This window comes from Pseudomonas sp. PDM01 (assembly GCF_014852325.1).
Classification (GTDB): domain Bacteria; phylum Pseudomonadota; class Gammaproteobacteria; order Pseudomonadales; family Pseudomonadaceae; genus Aquipseudomonas; species Aquipseudomonas migulae.
Window position 1 is genome coordinate 149109 of sequence record NZ_JACVBK010000004.1, and the last position, 16977, is coordinate 166085.

The 16977-nt window shown below is 59.5% G+C and carries 20 protein-coding genes; 10 read left to right on the top strand and 10 right to left on the bottom strand.

What is annotated here, in order from left to right:
* The first annotated feature begins 263 nt into the window (after window positions 1–263).
* The 3 genes from IB246_RS11500 (at window position 264) to IB246_RS11510 (ending at window position 3131) form a co-directional block, all read left to right on the top strand.
* Complete coding sequence (locus tag IB246_RS11500; RefSeq protein WP_008032555.1) at window positions 264–1286, top strand: transporter; 1023 nt, start codon at window positions 264–266, stop codon at window positions 1284–1286.
* 259 nt (window positions 1287–1545) lie between these two features.
* Entirely contained in the window at window positions 1546–2412 is an 867-nt protein-coding gene (locus IB246_RS11505; protein WP_008038531.1) for a hypothetical protein, read from the top strand.
* Window positions 2409–3131: a TylF/MycF/NovP-related O-methyltransferase gene (locus IB246_RS11510; RefSeq protein ID WP_008038533.1), complete on the top strand. Its 723-nt coding sequence runs from the start codon at window positions 2409–2411 to the stop codon at window positions 3129–3131. Before IB246_RS11505 ends, IB246_RS11510 begins: the two co-directional genes overlap by 4 nt.
* 104 nt (window positions 3132–3235) lie before the next feature.
* On the opposite strand, the gene IB246_RS11515 is transcribed toward IB246_RS11510, so the two are convergent.
* Window positions 3236–3673 carry a multidrug/biocide efflux PACE transporter gene (locus IB246_RS11515; protein ID WP_008038536.1) on the bottom strand — a complete coding sequence of 146 codons (438 nt, stop codon included), beginning with the start codon at window positions 3671–3673 and terminating at the stop codon, window positions 3236–3238.
* A gap of 90 nt (window positions 3674–3763) precedes the next feature.
* Between IB246_RS11515 and IB246_RS11520 the strand changes: the two genes are divergently transcribed.
* Window positions 3764–4618: a LysR family transcriptional regulator gene (locus IB246_RS11520; protein WP_008032563.1), complete on the top strand. Its 855-nt coding sequence runs from the start codon at window positions 3764–3766 to the stop codon at window positions 4616–4618.
* A 118-nt stretch (window positions 4619–4736) separates the two neighbouring features.
* Here IB246_RS11520 and IB246_RS11525 read toward each other — a convergent pair whose 3' ends face one another.
* The 3 genes from IB246_RS11525 to IB246_RS11535 all read right to left on the bottom strand — a co-directional run bounded on the left by IB246_RS11525 (window position 4737) and on the right by IB246_RS11535 (window position 6858).
* Complete coding sequence (locus IB246_RS11525) at window positions 4737–5972, bottom strand: RNA polymerase sigma factor (protein ID WP_008038539.1); 1236 nt, start codon at window positions 5970–5972, stop codon at window positions 4737–4739.
* Between the two features lie 48 nt (window positions 5973–6020).
* Window positions 6021–6365 (bottom strand): YciI family protein, encoded by a 345-nt coding sequence (locus tag IB246_RS11530; protein WP_008032567.1) that lies wholly within the window; start codon window positions 6363–6365, stop codon window positions 6021–6023.
* A 67-nt stretch (window positions 6366–6432) separates the two neighbouring features.
* Window positions 6433–6858, bottom strand: coding sequence for a YybH family protein (locus tag IB246_RS11535; protein WP_008038540.1), 426 nt, complete (start codon window positions 6856–6858; stop codon window positions 6433–6435).
* A 141-nt stretch (window positions 6859–6999) separates the two neighbouring features.
* Here IB246_RS11535 and IB246_RS11540 point away from each other — a divergent pair, with 141 nt between their 5' ends.
* A complete protein-coding gene (locus IB246_RS11540; RefSeq protein ID WP_008038541.1) occupies window positions 7000–7485 on the top strand; it encodes a GNAT family N-acetyltransferase in 486 nt (161 codons plus the stop codon).
* Window positions 7486–7492: 7 nt separating this feature from the next.
* Complete coding sequence (locus IB246_RS11545; RefSeq protein WP_008038543.1) at window positions 7493–8098, top strand: pyridoxamine 5'-phosphate oxidase family protein; 606 nt, start codon at window positions 7493–7495, stop codon at window positions 8096–8098.
* A 133-nt stretch (window positions 8099–8231) separates the two neighbouring features.
* On the opposite strand, the gene IB246_RS11550 is transcribed toward IB246_RS11545, so the two are convergent.
* From IB246_RS11550 to IB246_RS11560, 3 genes are all read right to left on the bottom strand, one after another.
* Window positions 8232–8720 (bottom strand): GNAT family N-acetyltransferase, encoded by a 489-nt coding sequence (locus IB246_RS11550; RefSeq protein ID WP_008038545.1) that lies wholly within the window; start codon window positions 8718–8720, stop codon window positions 8232–8234.
* Between the two features lie 96 nt (window positions 8721–8816).
* On the bottom strand, window positions 8817–9302 hold the full coding sequence (locus tag IB246_RS11555) for a GyrI-like domain-containing protein (protein ID WP_008038547.1): 486 nt from the start codon (window positions 9300–9302) through the stop codon (window positions 8817–8819).
* A gap of 66 nt (window positions 9303–9368) precedes the next feature.
* Entirely contained in the window at window positions 9369–10031 is a 663-nt protein-coding gene (locus IB246_RS11560) for a LysE family translocator (RefSeq protein ID WP_008038549.1), read from the bottom strand.
* A gap of 140 nt (window positions 10032–10171) precedes the next feature.
* Here IB246_RS11560 and alaC point away from each other — a divergent pair, with 140 nt between their 5' ends.
* Window positions 10172–11389: an alanine transaminase gene (alaC, locus tag IB246_RS11565; protein WP_008038550.1), complete on the top strand. Its 1218-nt coding sequence runs from the start codon at window positions 10172–10174 to the stop codon at window positions 11387–11389.
* Window positions 11390–11487: 98 nt separating this feature from the next.
* Here the strand turns inward: alaC and IB246_RS11570 are convergent, their stop codons facing one another.
* The 3 genes from IB246_RS11570 to IB246_RS11580 form a co-directional block, all read right to left on the bottom strand.
* Window positions 11488–11775: an Ig-like domain-containing protein gene (locus IB246_RS11570; protein ID WP_008038552.1), complete on the bottom strand. Its 288-nt coding sequence runs from the start codon at window positions 11773–11775 to the stop codon at window positions 11488–11490.
* 352 nt (window positions 11776–12127) lie between these two features.
* Window positions 12128–13480, bottom strand: a complete 1353-nt coding sequence (locus IB246_RS11575; protein ID WP_008038555.1) for a GntP family permease — start codon at window positions 13478–13480, stop codon at window positions 12128–12130.
* Window positions 13481–13562: 82 nt separating this feature from the next.
* On the bottom strand, window positions 13563–14096 hold the full coding sequence (locus IB246_RS11580) for a gluconokinase (RefSeq protein ID WP_008038557.1): 534 nt from the start codon (window positions 14094–14096) through the stop codon (window positions 13563–13565).
* Window positions 14097–14311: 215 nt separating this feature from the next.
* On the opposite strand from IB246_RS11580, the gene IB246_RS11585 reads away from it, so the two are divergent.
* From IB246_RS11585 to IB246_RS11595, 3 genes are all read left to right on the top strand, one after another.
* Window positions 14312–15343, top strand: a complete 1032-nt coding sequence (locus IB246_RS11585; RefSeq protein ID WP_008038559.1) for a LacI family DNA-binding transcriptional regulator — start codon at window positions 14312–14314, stop codon at window positions 15341–15343.
* Between the two features lie 157 nt (window positions 15344–15500).
* Window positions 15501–16133 (top strand): glutathione S-transferase family protein, encoded by a 633-nt coding sequence (locus IB246_RS11590; RefSeq protein WP_008038561.1) that lies wholly within the window; start codon window positions 15501–15503, stop codon window positions 16131–16133.
* A 158-nt stretch (window positions 16134–16291) separates the two neighbouring features.
* Complete coding sequence (locus tag IB246_RS11595) at window positions 16292–16855, top strand: hypothetical protein (protein WP_008038562.1); 564 nt, start codon at window positions 16292–16294, stop codon at window positions 16853–16855.
* The last annotated feature ends 122 nt before the right edge of the window (window positions 16856–16977 follow it).

A 16977-nucleotide genomic window follows, 5' to 3' on the forward strand; every position in this document is an offset into this window, starting at 1 on the left:
GGAGCCAGCTTGCTGGCGATAGCGTCCGGTCAGTCGGGAAATCTATTGACTGGCAGCACGCTATCGTCGGAACGCCGCCCGCAGCAAGCCGGCTCCTACGAGATCGGCGTTTCAGGGCCGTTCTTGAGCGGTTCCGACCGCCGGTAGAAGGCACTTGGCCAGCTCCGCGAAGCTGTCACAAAACTGTCAAGACGCCTTGCGATGATGCGGCTCAAGTGAACCTGTGAAACCCGCGACAGGCCGCCTCCTCACAGCGAGACCTCATGAACCACAGCATCGACCAAAGCCATCGCGACCCGGACCTGTTTGGTCTGCTGTACGGTTTCAGTTTTCGTCCCGGCGAACGCGGTCGGGAAATCGATTCGGCCATGGCGTTGCGGTCCCTGCAACAACCGGACGACAGCGACGAATTTCTCTGGCTGCACCTGAACCTCGCTCATGCCGCGTGCGAGCGCTGGATGAAAAGTCATCTGGAATTGCCCGACGAGTTTTTCGAAGCCTTGCATGAAGGCTCACGTTCGACGCGCATCGAGCATGTCGATTCGGCGTTGCTGGCGGTAGTCAACGACGTGGTGTTCAACCTCAGCAGCATGGTCTCCTCGGACGTGTCGACGCTGTGGGTGTGTGCGCGTAGTCGGCTGATTATCAGCGCGCGCCTGCAACCGCTGCACTCGGTAGACAAGTTGCGTTCCTCGGTGAAGGCCGGTGAGCGTTTTCGCTCGCCGCTGGAATTGCTCGTGCATTTGCTGCGCGACCAGGGCGAAGTGCTGACGCAGATCGTGCGCAAGACCAGCCTCAGCGTCGATCAGATCGAAGATGAATTGCTGTCCTCGCGGCTGTCGACCAACCGCGCAGAGCTGGGCGCCAATCGCCGGGTGCTGGTGCGCTTGCAACGGCTGCTGGCGCTGGAGCCGGGCTCGTTGCTGCGCCTGCTCAATCGCCCGCCGCAATGGTTGCAGAAGGAAGACGTGAAGGAGCTGCGCAAATCCACCGAGGAGTTTGCGCTGATCATCAACGACCTCACGGCGCTGGGTGAGCGGATCAAGCTGTTGCAGGAAGAGATTGCCGCCAACCTCAACGAGCAAAGCAACCGCACGCTGTTCACCTTGACCGTGGTCACGGTGTTGGCGTTGCCGATCAACATCATTGCCGGTTTTTTTGGCATGAACGTGGGGGGCGTGCCGCTATCGCAGGATCCGGAGGGGTTCTGGATCCTGGTGGCCTTGGTCGCGACGTTTACGGTGATTGCAGGGCGTTGGGCATTCAAAAAACGCGAGGATTATTAAGCCCCCCTGTAGGAGCGAGGCTTGCCCGCGAAGGCGGTGTGTCAGTCGACAACATTTGTTGAATGACACACCGCCTTCGCGGGCAAGTCGGAATGCCGCACCACTCGCTCCTACAGGGTTTTTTTTTTGTCTGGAGAATGCTTTTCGTCGCAAATTCAGGGGATTGCGTTTTTATTGGTCCTCCGCCCACCGGATTGCACTTCAGTTTGCTAACGTGTGGCCGACTCTTAAGAGACTCGATGTATTCAGGAGAGGAACCGTGAATCTGTACATCAATCAGCTTCAACACAAAGCTGACTTCAAAGAAGCCATCTATGGCGGCGACATCTTCCTGAACACACAACTGCGCGCCGCCAAAGAGCTGTGCGCGTTCGCCCAGGAAAGCATCACCGCTGCCTTCGACGGCGAGACCAACCACCAGGCGCTGCACACGCTGATGCCGGTGGAAGAATTCGTCGTACTGGTGACGCGCCTCAAGGGCCAGTTCACCAACAGCCTGCGTGCCAAAGAACTGATTCGCAGCTTCACCGAAGAGATCGGTGCCGCCCCCGAAGAATTCATCTTCGACGTACCGCGTATCCGCGTCGTGCCCAACTACGACTACCTGCATGCGGGCGTCAGCTATGCCTACAAGCCGCATCGCGATACCTGGTACGGCGGCGTCGATTGCCAGATCAATACCTGGATGCCGGTCTACACGATCCAGCCTGACCAGACCATGATGATCAACCCGGCCTACTTCGATGCCCCGGTGAAAAACACCTCGGCGCAATGGAGCCTGTCGGACTGGATTGGCGTACAACGTCAACGCGCCAAGGACAACGTCAAGGAAGAGGCACGCCAACACCCGGTGCCCACCGAAGCGATCAACACCGCGTCCGAAATTCGCATCGCCGGCAACACCGCCGAGATGCTGGTTTTCTCGGGCTCACACCTGCACGGCACGGTGCCCAACTACACGCAACAAACCCGTTTCAGCGTGGATTTCCGCCTGATGCACCTCGACGACCTCAAGCACAAGCGCGGCGCGATCAACGTCGACAGCGCCTGCCCTGACGTCGGCGCAGGTTTCAAAGACTATTTCCACGCCCACGACTTTTCTAATTTCCAAGGAATCGAAGCATGACCAAGCGTCGCATCACGCCTGCCGAGGCCCAGTACAACGAAACCCGTGCCAACGTTCTGAAACGGGTCGATGCCGAGTACGTGGCCGACGCACCGTTCGTCTTCGCCAACCGCATCGGCGTGACCGCTGCACTGTCGCGTATGGAACTGTTCAAGAAAGTCGCTGAAGTACCGGGTGCGATCATCGAGTGCGGCGTGTACAAGGGCAACTCGCTGATGCTGTACATGCACTTGTCGATGATCCTGGAACCGTACGCGATCAACCGTTCGATCGTGGGCTTCGACACCTTCGAAGGCTTCCAGAGCATCGACAAGAAAGAAGACCCGGCCGACGTCAACGAGACCATGTTCGCCGACACCGACCAGTCGCTGATCCAGGACATGATCGACGCCAACGACTTGCTGCGTCCGGTCAACCGCATCCCGCGTTGCGAACTGGTCAAGGGCGACATCGTCAAGACCGTACCGGAGTGGGTCAAGACCCGTCCGGACCTGGTCGTGGCCATGCTGATCCTCGACACCGACCTGTACGAATCGACCAAAGTCGCGCTGGAAACCTTCCTGCCGTACATGCCAAAAGGCGCCATCGTGGTGCTGGACGAAGTCGCTTACCGCAACTTCCCGGGCGAAACCAAGGCCCTGCGTGAAGTGCTGGACCTGAACAAGATCGAGCTCAAGCGTCTGCCGTTTGACAGCTGCGTAGGCTACTTCCACGTCTAACGCATACCCCCTGTAGGAGCCAGCTTGCTGGCGATGGTGTGTCAGTCGATACCACTCTGACTGACACACCATCGCCAGCAAGCTGGCTCCTACAGGGTTTGTTTTCAGGTTTCGCAAGACTCTCGCATCACAAGCCGTTCGCGCACTACGTCATACACCCAGTGGTAAACGTAGGTGTACGGCAGGAAAAACAGCAACACCCCGATATCCAGCAAGAACGCCTGCCACAGGCTGACGTTGAGCCACCAGGCAATCAGCGGCACGCCGACCGCCACCAACCCGCCTTCAAACAGCAGCGCATGAACGACTCGCGTCCAGGCGTTGTGCGCAATCTCGAATCGCGTCAGCACGCGGTCAAAAATCCCGTTGAAGATCACGTTCCAGGCCAGGGCCAGCGCCGCAATGACAACGGTGACGACGCCCATGTCGAGCATCGGCTTGTCCATGATCCACGCCAGCAACGGGGTGCAGATCACGATGGCCAGCAGTTCAAAGCCGATGGCCTGGAAAATACGTTCAGTGATGGATTTGTTGGCGTTCATGAGCAGAACTCCCTGAGTGACTGTGGTTGCCATGATCCATCCTCACGCCGATACTTCATAACCAATAACCATCGATCAAGGCGATAGTTCATGGCCTCTCAGGAAGTGTTGCAGGCGTTTGTGCAAGCGGCGACCCAAGGCTCGTTTTCCGCGGCGGCGCGCAAACTGGGGCGCAGTCAGTCGACCATCAGTGCTGCGGTGGCGAGCCTGGAGATCGATCTGAATCTGGTGTTGTTCGACCGCAGCAGCCGCAAGCCCACGCTGACGCCGGCCGGGCACGTGATGCTGCAACGGGCCGAGGAAATCCTCGCGGCCACCAGCCGCCTGGAAATGACCGCCAGCCAACTCTCTCAGGGTGTCGAGCCGAAGCTGACCGTGGCGATTTCCGACACCTATCAGTCCGACCGTTTCGAAGCGGCGCTCAGTGCGTTCGAGCAGCGCTACCCGGACCTGGAACTCGAATGCCTGATCGCCGAATGCGATGACCTGGTGGCGCTGGTGCAAAGCGGTCGGGCGCATGTGGCGTTCGCCGAGCAGCAGGACAGTTACCCGCCGGACCTGGTCAGTTCGACGGTGCAGGAGCGAACGGAAATCGCTTTGTTCGTGTCCCGTGAGCATCCGCTGGCGACCCTGACCGGAATCGATCAGGAGCTGTTGCAGCAGCACCGGGAGCTGCGTCTGGCGACCATCGTCAATCCGTATGAAAGCCGGGCGAAGGGGCGCGTCTGGTCGGCACCGAGTTACTTGATGCTGCTGGAAATGGCTCAGGGTGGATTCGGCTGGGCGCCGTTGCCGCGATGGCTGGTGGGGCGGTTTGATGCCGGGACGTTGCAGGAGTTGAACGTGCGAGGGTGGCCGAAGCCGCTGTTCGTCGATGCGCTGTGGTCGCGGCTGCATCCGCCGGGGCCGGCGGGGAGCTGGTTGTTGGGCAAGATGTTGGAATAGCGGTGCGGCCATCGCGAGCAGGCTCACTCCCACAGTTGATCGCGTCGGTCACAAATTTGTGGACACCACCGATCCCTGTGGGAGCGAGCCTGCTCGCGATGGGGCCGGCAAATTCACCTCACTTTAACGCTCTGATCCGCGCCTCGATAAACCGCCGCTCCGGCACCTGCTGCGTCAATTCCAACGCCCGCTCATACGCCGCCCGCGCCTCCTCCACCCTGCCCAACTGCCGACAAAACTCCGCCCGCGCCGAATGCGCCAGGTGGTAATCCAGCAATTCGCCGCGATTCAGAATCCCTTCAACCAACGTCAACCCCGCCAACGGTCCATCCCGTTTGGCGATCGCCGCCGCGCGATTCAGCTCAATCACCGGTGAAGGCACCGCCGCCAACAGCACATCATACAAACCCGCAATCTGCGCCCAGTCCGTCTCCCCCGCCGTCGGCGCTTCGGCATGCACCGCCGCAATCGCCGCTTGCAGGCAGTAAGGCCCGAATCGCCGCGAGGTCAACGCCTGCGCAATCAGCGCGCACCCTTCGGCAATCAACCCGGCATCCCACAGCGAACGGTCCTGCTCATCCAGCACAATCAGCTCACCACTCGCCGACGTTCGCGCCGGGCGTCGTGACTCATGCAACAGCATCAGCGCCAGCAGGCCCATCACTTCGGGTTCGGGCAGCAATTCCATGACCAATCGGCCGAGCCGGATGGCCTCGCGGGTCAGATCCTCGCGAGTCAGTTCAGCACCGATGGACGCCGAGTAACCTTCGTTGAACACCAGGTAAATCACCCGCAGCACGCTGTCGAGACGCTCAGGCAATTCCGCCAGGGTCGGCACCTGATAAGGGATTTTCGCGTCGCGGATTTTCGCCTTGGCGCGCACGATGCGCTGGGCAATGGTGGCCGGTGCCGAGAGAAACGCCCGGGCGATTTCTTCGGTAGTCAGGTCGCAGACTTCGCGCAACGTCAGCGGCACTTGAGCATCCGCCGCGAGTGCCGGGTGACAACAGGTGAAGATCAAACGCAGACGATCGTCTTCCACGTCTTCGTCACTCCAGTCGGCCTGCTCCAGCGCTTCCAGTTGCGCGATCAGCATCGGCCGGGACGCGGCAAACCGCGCGCGCCGACGCAAGCCGTCGATGGCCTTGAAGCGCCCGGTGGACACCAGCCAGGCACGCGGATTGTCCGGCACACCGTCACGCTGCCAACGCTCGACCGCGATGAAAAAAGCCTCGTGCAGGGCCTCCTCGGCAAGATCGAAATCACCGAGCAAACGAATCAGGGTCGCGAGGATTCGCCGCGAATCTTCGCGGTAAACCTGCTCGACCCGAGCCTTGACCGACACGTCAGCCATCAGTGCCGATGGCCTTCAATCACCCACATCACCACGCAAACCTCCTTATCAGGGATTCAATTGACGAACCGGTCGCACCTCGACACAGCCGACCCGGGCCGCCGGAATGTTGCCGGCGACCTGAAGGGCTTCATTGAGGTCCTTGGCGTCGATCAGGTAGAAGCCGGCCAACTGCTCCTTGGTTTCGGCGAACGGGCCGTCGGTGATCGACACTTTGCCGTTGCGCATGCGCACGGTGGTCGCGGTCTGCACCGACTCCAGCGCTTCGGCGGCGAGCATGCGGCCGCTGCCCTGGATCGATTCGGCGTAGGCCATGCACTCGGCGTCGTTGGGACTTTCGGGCAGCGAGTGCAACTCCTGTTCGTTGCTGTAGACCAGGCATAAATACTTCATGGGGCTCTCCGGATCGAACTGATCAACTATGGCTGCAGTTTGGCGCGTGGGGGGCACTTCCCGACGATCAGGGCTGCAGACCGAACAGCGCGGTGCCGCTCGTCATGTCGAACGGCGCCGACCAGTGTTCATGGACGATGCGCCATTGCCCGGCCTCGCGCCGATAGCAGCCGGTCACGCGCATCCAGCAGGCCTGGGTTTCGCCCTTCTCGTTGGTGCCGCCGCAATGGGCCAGCCAATGGGCGAAGGCGATGTGTTCGTCGGCCACGATGTTCATCTGGTCAAAATCAAAGGTGTGCGGGCCCTGGCACATTTCCATGCATTCCAGCCAATGCGCGCGGTAGGCCGCCTTGCCGCGAAACTGCAGTGCCTTGACCGCGTCGTAGGAGACGATGTCCTCGGCATACAACGCCATGATTTTCTCGAGATCCTTGGTGATGACCGCCTGACGATAACTGTCGATCAGGGCCTGGATTTCGTGGGTAGCGTTCATGGTGGTTCTCCGTGTTTTTTGTTGTGAAGACACCCTTAGTCGCCTGGCAAAACGCCAAATCGACAGTCAAATTAAAAATAATCCATGGGCGCAAACTCGCTAGAATCCGAGGCTCATTTCTGTTGGAAAAAGGACACTCCAGTGACAACCCGACTCGTGCCTTACGAAAGCCTGAACGCGAAGCAGCGCCAAGAGGTGGAGGCCATCGAAGTTCATCAGGAACAGATCAAGTTCTCCGGCGACATCCACGGTGCGTTGCACACCCTGCTGTCCAAACCCGGCCCCGGCGTCAAAGGATTCGCCCTGCTGGTCGAGGATGTCCCGGTGGCTTTCCTGCTGCTCAAACGCCCGCCGGTGCTGCCGGCCTGGGCCGACGAACACAGCGCCACCCTGCATGCGTTGCAAGTCGATCAGCGTCATCAAGGCAAAGGTTATGGCAAGGCCTGCCTGCAAGCCTTGCCGGAGGTCGCGCGTCAGGCGTTTCCGGAAATACGGGGGCTGGAGTTGTCGGTGGATGCGGACAACGAAGCGGCCATCGCGCTGTATGCAAAATTCGGCTGGGTCGACAGCGGCGAGGCCTACAAGGGCCGGATCGGTTACGAACGGCGGATGGGGCTGATTTTCTGAGGTGGTTATGCTCGACAGCATCGAAGCACTGGAAGCAATTTACGGCCAACCCCACGAACGCGCGGTACGCAAGCAAATCGCCTTTCTGAACGAGGATTATCAAGCGATGGTCCGCGCCTCGCCGCTGGTGATCATCAGCTCGGTCGGCCCCGACGGCCTGGACGGCTCGCCGCGCGGCGACACACCGGGTTTCGTGCGAATCATCGATGAGCGCACCCTGGCGATCCCGGATCGCCCGGGCAACAACCGCATCGACACGCTACGCAATGTGGTGTTCGATCCGCGGGTGTCGCTGTTGTTCATCATCCCGGGGATCGGCGAAACCTTGCGGGTCAACGGCGCAGCGCAGATCAGCAATGAGCCGGCCTTGCTGGAAAGCTTCGCGGTCAACGGTAAACCCGCGCGCACGGTGATGCTGGTGACGGTGGAGGCGGCGTTTTTTCACTGTTCGAAAGCGATTGTGCGTTCGGATTTGTGGAACCCCGAGAAGCACCTGGATCGCTCGGCGCTGCCGACGGCGGGGGCGTTTCACAAGCGGTTGAATGATGGGCAGTTTGATGCAGAGACATATGACCGGGAAGCGCCGGTGAGGGTGCGGGACAGTCTTTATTAGATCGATGTGGCGACTTTTGGATTGCCTTCGCGGGCAAGCCTCGCTCCTACAGGTTCATGGTGAATTCAGGAGCACACCAAACCTGTAGGAGCGAGGCTTGCCCGCGAAAGCATTTCACACCACACCGCATCAATCAGAGCGCCAACACCATCTCATGCCACGCCATTCCGCCATGGTCCGACGCGGAAGGTTTGATGTAGGCAAATCCGAACCCGGCGTACAGCGGAATGTGCCGCTCCTTGCACATCAGGTTGATGCTGGTCTTGCCCAGCGCACGCATGCGCTCGATGAACTCGCCCATCAGACGTTTCGCCAAACCCCGCCCCTGATAATCCGGATGCACCACCACCGACATGATCACCACGTGCGGGCCGGCCGGGTCGTGGCCGATCAGTTCCTTGAACGCTTCGTCCGACATTTCCACCTGAAACGCCGCACCGGAGTTGATGAAACCGGCTACAACGCCGTCCACTTCGGCGACGATGAAACCTTCAGGCCAGGTGGCGATGCGCGTGGCGATTTTTTCTCGGGTGGCAGCTTCGTCACCTTCGTAGGCAACGGTTTCGATGGCGTAGCAGCGGTCCAGGTCAGCGGGGGTGACGTGGCGGATGACGGTGTTCATGGCGGCTCGGAATCAGCGGGGAAAGGCTGGGGATCATAAATCAGCCTGGGCATGACATCGAGAGGCGCATCGTTGATCCGCCTCCCGACGTACGCCTCACGCTTTGATCGGCACCCAGATTTCCAGTTTCCCGGTGTTGAGCTTCGGGTTGAAGTCTTCGCTGTAGCGCTCATATTCCGGAGCATCCAACACTTCATGCCCGGACTGCGGTTGCCAGGTGCCGAAGATGTGCTGAAACAGCTGCGGCAATGCATCCAGCGGCCCTTTATGCTCGAACACCGCGTAATACTGAGGCTGGACCTCTACCCAACGGTACTGGTCCGGCAAGTCGTCGAGCTTGCTGATCTCGACGCCGGCGATGTAGTCGAAGCCGCCCTTGCCATCGAAATTGCAACACACGCCGTAGGTCACTTCGCCCTTCTGGCCCGGAACGTTTCCGATGTGCGGAATGAATTTTTCCCAGAGCGCAGGAATGCCCTGGGTGGTTTGCTGAGTAAACCGTCCACCAAGCCCTGCAATGAGCAGGAAGTGCCCATGTTCGAAGCGTGGTTCCGGGATTTCGACGCTTTTTTTATCATCCATGACTCGGCTCCTGGTACAAAAAGTGGGTTCGGCTAGGAGTATAGAAGCCAAACCCGATTCGCCCAATTACAGCGTATGCAACGCCTCGGCGGCGCCAGCGCCAACAAACTCGTTGTACCCCGATAGGATCACGTACACCGCGAAATAGCAGAAGATCGCCGCCGATGCCATGTACGAATAACGCAGCAGCTTGTCGCCCAGTAACTTGCCGCCATGGCTCGCGGCAAAGCACAGACCTGCCGACCACAACAGTCCGGCACAGAGAAATCCGCCGAGGAACAATGCCGAGCTGAGCGCCCCGCCACCGCCAGACCGCGCGATCAGCGTGCCGCCCACCGCCGCGAACCAGAGAATGGCGCTGGGTGACGACATCGCCAGGAAGATCCCGCGAAAGAACTCCTTGCGGTGCGAGTTGTGGCCCACGTCGGCGGTCTCGGCCAACAGCGCCTCATGGTGGATCGCCGAATAGATCATCTTCGCCGCGAAATAGATCAGCAACGCCGAACCACCAATCCACAACACCCAGCGCACGGTTTCGTATTGCAGCAAAACGGTCATGCCGGCCAAGGCCAGCACGGCGTAGATCAGGTCGCCGACACAGGTGCCCAACCCCAGCGCAAAGCCTTGAAAATAGCCGCGCTGCATGGCCAGCGTGATCATCGCGATATTGGCTACGCCGATGTCCAGGCACAGAGAAAGGCTCAGCAGAAAGCCGCTGCTAAATTCCATCGACCGATTTCCTTCGGAAAAAAATTATTTACGTGGAGGCTGGACAGTCTGCCACAGCTGCCCTTACATTCCGCCACAGGTCACCGCAGTGACCAGCGTCGCTCGGACGGTTCCGGGCGCTTACGTTATCCGAGGCAACAATGGCCGAACAAGGTTCGCCGCGCCGCTTTGCGCGCATAGATCGACTCCCCCCTTACGTATTCAACATCACCGCCGAGCTGAAGATGGCCGCCCGTCGCCGTGGCGAAGACATCATCGACTTGAGCATGGGCAATCCCGACGGCCCGACGCCGCCGCACATTGTCGAAAAACTCGTCACCGTCGCCCAGCGCGAAGACACCCACGGTTATTCCACGTCCAAGGGCATTCCGCGTCTGCGCCGGGCGATTTCCAACTGGTACAAGGAACGCTACGAGGTCGACATCGACCCGGAAAGCGAAGCCATCGTGACCATCGGTTCCAAGGAAGGCCTGGCGCACTTGATGCTCGCCACCCTGGACCAGGGCGACACCGTGCTGGTGCCGAACCCGAGCTACCCGATTCACATCTACGGTGCCGTGATTGCCGGCGCCCAGGTGCGTTCGGTGCCGTTGATTCCGGGCGTGGACTTCTTCGCCGAACTGGAACGGGCGATTCGCGGCTCGATCCCGAAACCGAAAATGATGATCCTCGGCTTCCCGTCCAACCCCACCGCGCAGTGCGTTGAGCTGGATTTCTTCGAACGCGTCATCGCCCTCGCCAAACAGTACGACGTACTGGTGGTGCATGACCTGGCCTACGCCGACATCGTCTACGACGGCTGGAAAGCCCCGTCGATCATGCAAGTACCGGGCGCCAAGGACATTGCGGTGGAGTTTTTCACCCTGTCCAAGAGCTACAACATGGCGGGCTGGCGCATCGGTTTCATGGTCGGCAACCCGGAACTGGTCAACGCCCTGGCGCGGATCAAGAGCTACCACGACTACGGCACCTTCACACCGCTGCAAGTCGCGGCGATTGCGGCGCTGGAAGGCGATCAGCAGTGCGTGAAAGACATCGCCGAGCAGTATCGGCAGCGGCGCAACGTGCTGGTCAAAGGCCTGCATGAACTGGGCTGGATGGTGGAAAACCCGAAAGCGTCGATGTACGTCTGGGCGAAGATTCCCGAAGCGTATGCGCACCTTGGCTCGTTGGAATTCGCCAAGAAACTGCTCGCCGAGGCCAAGGTCTGCGTCTCGCCGGGTGTCGGGTTCGGGGAATACGGGGATGATCATGTGCGCTTCGCGCTGATCGAAAACCAGGACCGGATTCGTCAGGCGGTGCGCGGGATTCGCGGGATGTTCAGGGCGGATGGTTTGGTCAGCAAAACCACCGGCTAGAGAAACAAACTCGGGAGCGGCCACGTCCGTGTCCGCTCCCGATTCGAATCAATTGTCTTCAGGCGTTATTGGAAAAACCTGTCCCTGAAAGCAAACGGCTAGCCGACAACAGTAAAGGTCCGCAATTCTGTCCACTCCGAATCGACGCCCCCCACGTTTTGTCTAGCCTTGACTTTGTATTTCCCTTTTTCCCACGAAGAAAGTGAAGGCACTTGCCATTGACCTGAAGACATCACGTCAACCGAACCCAGCACCGTTCCGTCATGTAGCGCAACAGTTACCTTCCCCCCGATGATCGCCGTCCCAATAAACGTTGGTCTTAGACTTTCCTCAGCACCTTCAGTGGGAAGGATAATTTCGGGTTTATCAACAATAGGCGTGCTCATAGAGTCTGCTCCTCATCCATGGTTCGACGATCAAACAGGAACCCGTGACTGGCGCTCCTTTCAAGGAGGGATGTTCGACGTGTCCATGCAAGTCGTCTACCTGTGAGAAATGACAGTTCCGACAAGTGGTTGTGTCGTCAGTACCCAAAAGATTTGGCTTGTCGCAGATTCCTGCCCATAAAAAAAACCGCAAAAATGCGGTTTTTTGTTATCGGTAATGATCGAAACCAGCGTCTACGGGGGTTCGACAATCCATGTAGGAGCCGGATTGCTGGCGATGCAGGCGACTCGGTTTAACTTCTTGACCGGGTCGATGCCATCGCCGGCAAGCCGGCTCCTACAAAAGTGTTGCTTAAACGAACAACGACAGCAGCAGGATAAAGCCCAGGCCAACCACGGACAGGATGGTTTCCATCGCCGTCCAGGTCTTGAAGGTTTCCGCTACGGTCATGTTGAAGTACTGCTTCACCAGCCAGAAACCCGCGTCGTTGACGTGAGACAGGATCAACGAACCGGCGCCGGTCGCCAGCACCAGCAGCTCACGGTTCACACCCGGAATCATCCCCACCACCGGCACCACGATGCCTGCGCCAGTAATGGTCGCCACGGTCGCCGAACCGGTCGCGATACGGATCACCGCCGCCACCAGCCAGGCCAGCAGGATCGGCGAGATTTGTGCGGCCACCGCCATGTTGCCGATGACATTACCCACGCCACTGGTCACCAGCATCTGCTTGAAGCCACCACCGGCACCGATGATCAGGATGATCGCGGCAGTTGGCGCGAGGCTCGCATCCAGCCATTTGAGCATCTGGTTGGAGCCAATGCCCTGCTTGTAACCGAAGGTGTACAGCGACAGCAGCAACGCCAGCAGCAGGGCCGAGATCGGGTGACCGATCAGGTCCATGAAGGTGCGGAAGAAGTTGCCGTCCGGCAGCACCACGTCGGCGAAGGTCTTGAGCAGCATCAGGAACACCGGCGACAGCACGGTGATCAAGGTGATGGAGAAGCTCGGGAGATCGGCAGAATCGTTCTCACGCGCCAGTTGATCCACCAGCTCCTGGTTGGGATGGCCGGGAATGTACTTGGCAATGAAGGTGCCGTAGATCGGGCCGGCGATGATGGCCGTCGGCAGAGCAACGATCAGGCCGTAGAGAATGGTTTTACCAATGTCGGCACCGAACACGCCGATGGCCAGCAATGGACCCGGGTGCGGCGGAACGAGCCCGTGCACGGCAGACAGACCGGCCAGCAGCGGGATACCGATCTTGATGATCGACACGCCGGTACGCCGGGCGACGATGAACACCAGCGGGATCAGCAGCACAAAACCGATTTCGAAGAACAGCGGAATGCCGACCAGGAACGCGGCGAACATCATTGCCCACTGCACTTTGTCCTTGCCGAACGCGCGAATCAGCGTCTGGGCAATCTGATCCGCCCCGCCCGACTCGGCCATCATTTTGCCGAGCATCGTGCCCAGCGCGAGGATGATGCCGACGAAACCGAGCACGCCACCGAAGCCGTCCTGGAACGCCTTGATGATGGTGCCGATCGGCATGCCGGAAGTCAGCCCGAGAAAGGCTGCCGCAATGATCAGGGCAATGAACGGGTGAAATTTGAACTTGGTGATCAGGACGATAAGCCCGATCACCGTGACCACTGCATCGAGCAGCAGGAACGTCTCGTGGGACATGCCAAACATTAGGGGTGTCTCCTGGTTGTTGTTGTTATTAAAACGGGTAATTCGAAAGCCATAAGGACAGCGCTATCTCTTCAAGCAAAATTTAACCGGCGCGTTTCAGGCCGTGTTCCAGCCACCAGGCGTGGGCTTGCTTCGCCAACTGGTCGACGCTGTGGTTCGAGGCGTCGAGGGCCAGGGTCAGCGGCTCGCCAACCGGGGATTCAAGGGTGGCGAACTGGCTGTCGATCAGGGTCGACGGCATGAAATGGCCCGGCCGATGGGAGACACGATCGGCCGCCACTTCAGGCGTGAGCTCAAGGAACACAAAGCCCAGGCCCGGCAAGGCGCTGCGCAAAACTTCGCGGTAACTGTGTTTGAGGGCCGAGCAGGTCAACACCGGGCGCTGGCCCGTGGCGTCGACGCGGCGCAGTTCTTCGCACAGGCTGTCGAGCCAACCGGCACGGTCGTCGTCGTTCAGGGGGATACCCGCGCTCATCTTTTCGATATTGGCGGCAGGGTGAAAAGTATCGCCTTCAATGGCAGTCGCGCCGCTGAGCTGGCACAAGGCTTCGCTGACGCAGGTCTTGCCGCAACCGGCAACGCCCATGATGACCAGGGCGGTGATGGGATGATTCATGTAACACCTCAGCGCGCAGACAGCGCTACCTTTGCCAGTTATGACACTAGACGAAAAGTAGAAGTTGCCGACGCCTTCTTGTCATTTTTGTGGGTTGCAGCATGTTCGTTCCGGACGCCGAAAAGCGAGGTTCAGGCAAAACTCGCTTACGCATTTGCAGCTGCATCGGGACAGCGCTACCTTAGTGCCTTGAATTTTGTTTGGCAAGCCGCCCGATGACCTCTCCTAAAAACGATAAAAATACGCGAACCACTGGCCGTCCTACCCTCAATGAAGTAGCCCGACTGGCCGGCGTCAGCCCGATTACCGCCTCCCGCGCCTTGCGCGGCGTGAGCACGGTGGCCACCGAACTGGTGGAAAAAGTCCAGAAAGCCGCGCTTGAACTCAACTACGTGGTCAACCCCGCCGCCCGAGCGTTAGCCTCGGCCCAGAGCCATTCCGTGGTGGTTTTGGTGCCGTCGCTGTCCAACTTGCTGTTCATCGACACCCTGGAAGCCATTCATCAGGTTTTACGACCGAAGGGCTTCGAAGTGCTGATCGGCAACTTCCATTACTCGCGTGATGAAGAAGAAAACCTGCTGCGCAATTACATGGCCTATCAGCCACGCGGTTTGCTGCTGACCGGGTTTGATCGCACCGAAAGTTCGCGGCGGATGATCGAGGCGAGCAATATTCCCTGCGTGTACATGATGGAACTCGACAGCGCTGCGGGCCTCAATTGCGTGGGTTTCTCGCAACTGGCGGCCGGCGAAACGGCGGCGGAGCATTTGCTGTCCCGCGGTCGCAAGCGTCTGGCGTACATCGGTGCGCAACTGGATCAGCGCACGTTGCTGCGCGGCGAAGGGTTTCGCAAAGCCCTGCAAAAGGCTGGTCGCTATGACCCAGACCTGGAAGTGCTGACGCCCCGCGCCTCCTCCGTCGGCCTGGGTGGCGAGCTGTTCCTGCAACTGCTCGCCAGTCATCCCGATGTCGACGCGATCTTCTTCGGCAACGACGACCTGGCCCAGGGCGCGCTGCTGGAAGCGATGCGCTGCGGAATCAAAATCCCCGAACAAGTGGCGGTCCTCGGTTTCAACGACCTGCCGGCCTCGGCGCACATGGTCCCGCGCCTGAGCAGCATCAACACCCCGCGCGAGGCAATTGGCCGTCGCGCGGCAGAGCAGATGCTGACGTTGATGGCGGGCAACACCGTGGCGAAACCGGTTCAGGACATGGGGTTCGAATTGAAGGTGCGCGAAAGCACGTAACACCTGTAGGAGCCGGCTTGCTGCGGGCGGCGTTCCGACGATGGCATCACCGCGTTGTATCTGACGGGCCGAGGTGATGCGATCGCCAGCAAGCTGGCTCCTACAGGGGGTGTATTCTGATCTTCCGGAAGCATCGAATCGCTAAAGGAGCCGTTCCATGGAACATGCACTGAAGATTCTCGGCAAAGCCTCGTCCATCAACGTCAGAAAAGTCCTGTGGACCTGCGACGAGCTGGGCCTTTCCTACGAACGCGAGGACTGGGGCAGCGGGTATGCGTCGACCCACAGTCCCGAATTTGTCCGGCTCAACCCCAACGCACAGGTGCCGGTGATCATCGATGAGGCCGGCGTGCTGTGGGAGTCCAATACCATCTGCCGTTACCTGGCCGGCAAACACCCACACGCCGAATTGCTGCCGCACGAACCGGCGGCGCGCGCCCGGGTGGAGCAGTGGATGGATTGGCAAGCCACCGATCTCAATTCGTCCTGGAGCTACGCGTTCACGGCACTGGTACGCAAAGACCCGGAGTTCCAGGACGCGCACCGGATTGCCACGGGCTTGCGCGGCTGGAATCAAAAGATGGGTATCCTCGAGCATCAGCTCGCGACCACCAAAGCCTATGTTGCCGGACCACGGTTCACACTGGCCGATATCGTCATCGGGCTGTCAGTCAACCGTTGGCTGATGACGCCGATGGATCGACCGGACTTCCCGGCCATCGACGAATATTTCCAACGCCTGGCGCAACGCCCCGGTTTCCTCAAACACGGCTGCAACGGCCTGCCTTGATCGGTCGACCTCTGCCGTCGGGCGGCAAAGGTTGACCGCAACGCTTTCGTTTTCTGCTCAAGCAAAAACATAACCAATTGAAAATAATAGGTTTTATTTCCTGGGCACGCTAATTGCTCAAGTCGCTGCACCGCAAACACCTACAAGGTCTACTCATCATGTTGGTCAGTGCAAAACAAAACCTAGTGACGCCGCTTCCCAAAAAGCCGGGCGACGAACCGACTGCGGACGCCGCCGCGGGTCTTCAAGGTGGCCTGCAAGCCGTGTTGATGCAGAGCGTGCAAAACAATATCCAGCTGCAAAACGTAAAGAACGATGGGAAGGTCCTGGCGTCTGCCTCCAAGCTCGCCACGGAACAGGTCAGCGCCGCCAATAAAATCAGCGACAACGTCGATGAAGCGTTCGCCAAGACCCGCGTCGCGCTGCAAGCCACCGATGCTTCGACAGTGCCAAAGGCCGGTGAAAGCACCGCCATGGCCGACTTCAAGGACTACATGAGCAAAACCCCGGAACAGCGGTTGCGCGACAGTATTCTGAAGGAGATGGGGATTACCGAAGAAGACCTGAAAGCCATGCCGCCGGAGAAACAACTGGCGGTCGGTAAAGAGATTGCCGAGCGTCTGCAAGACAAGATAAAACTGGCTCAGGCCGAGAAAGAAAACGGCAGCAGCAGTGAAAAAAGCGGCGCCCAGGTGGTCGACAAGTTCCTCGCATCGCTCTGACCACGCGGATGCTTCTGTAGGAGCGAGGCTTGCCCGCGAAGAGGCCGTCACATTCAACATTAATGTCGACTGACGCACCGCTTTCGCGGGCAAGCCTCGCTCCTACAGTTCATGGGTGAACC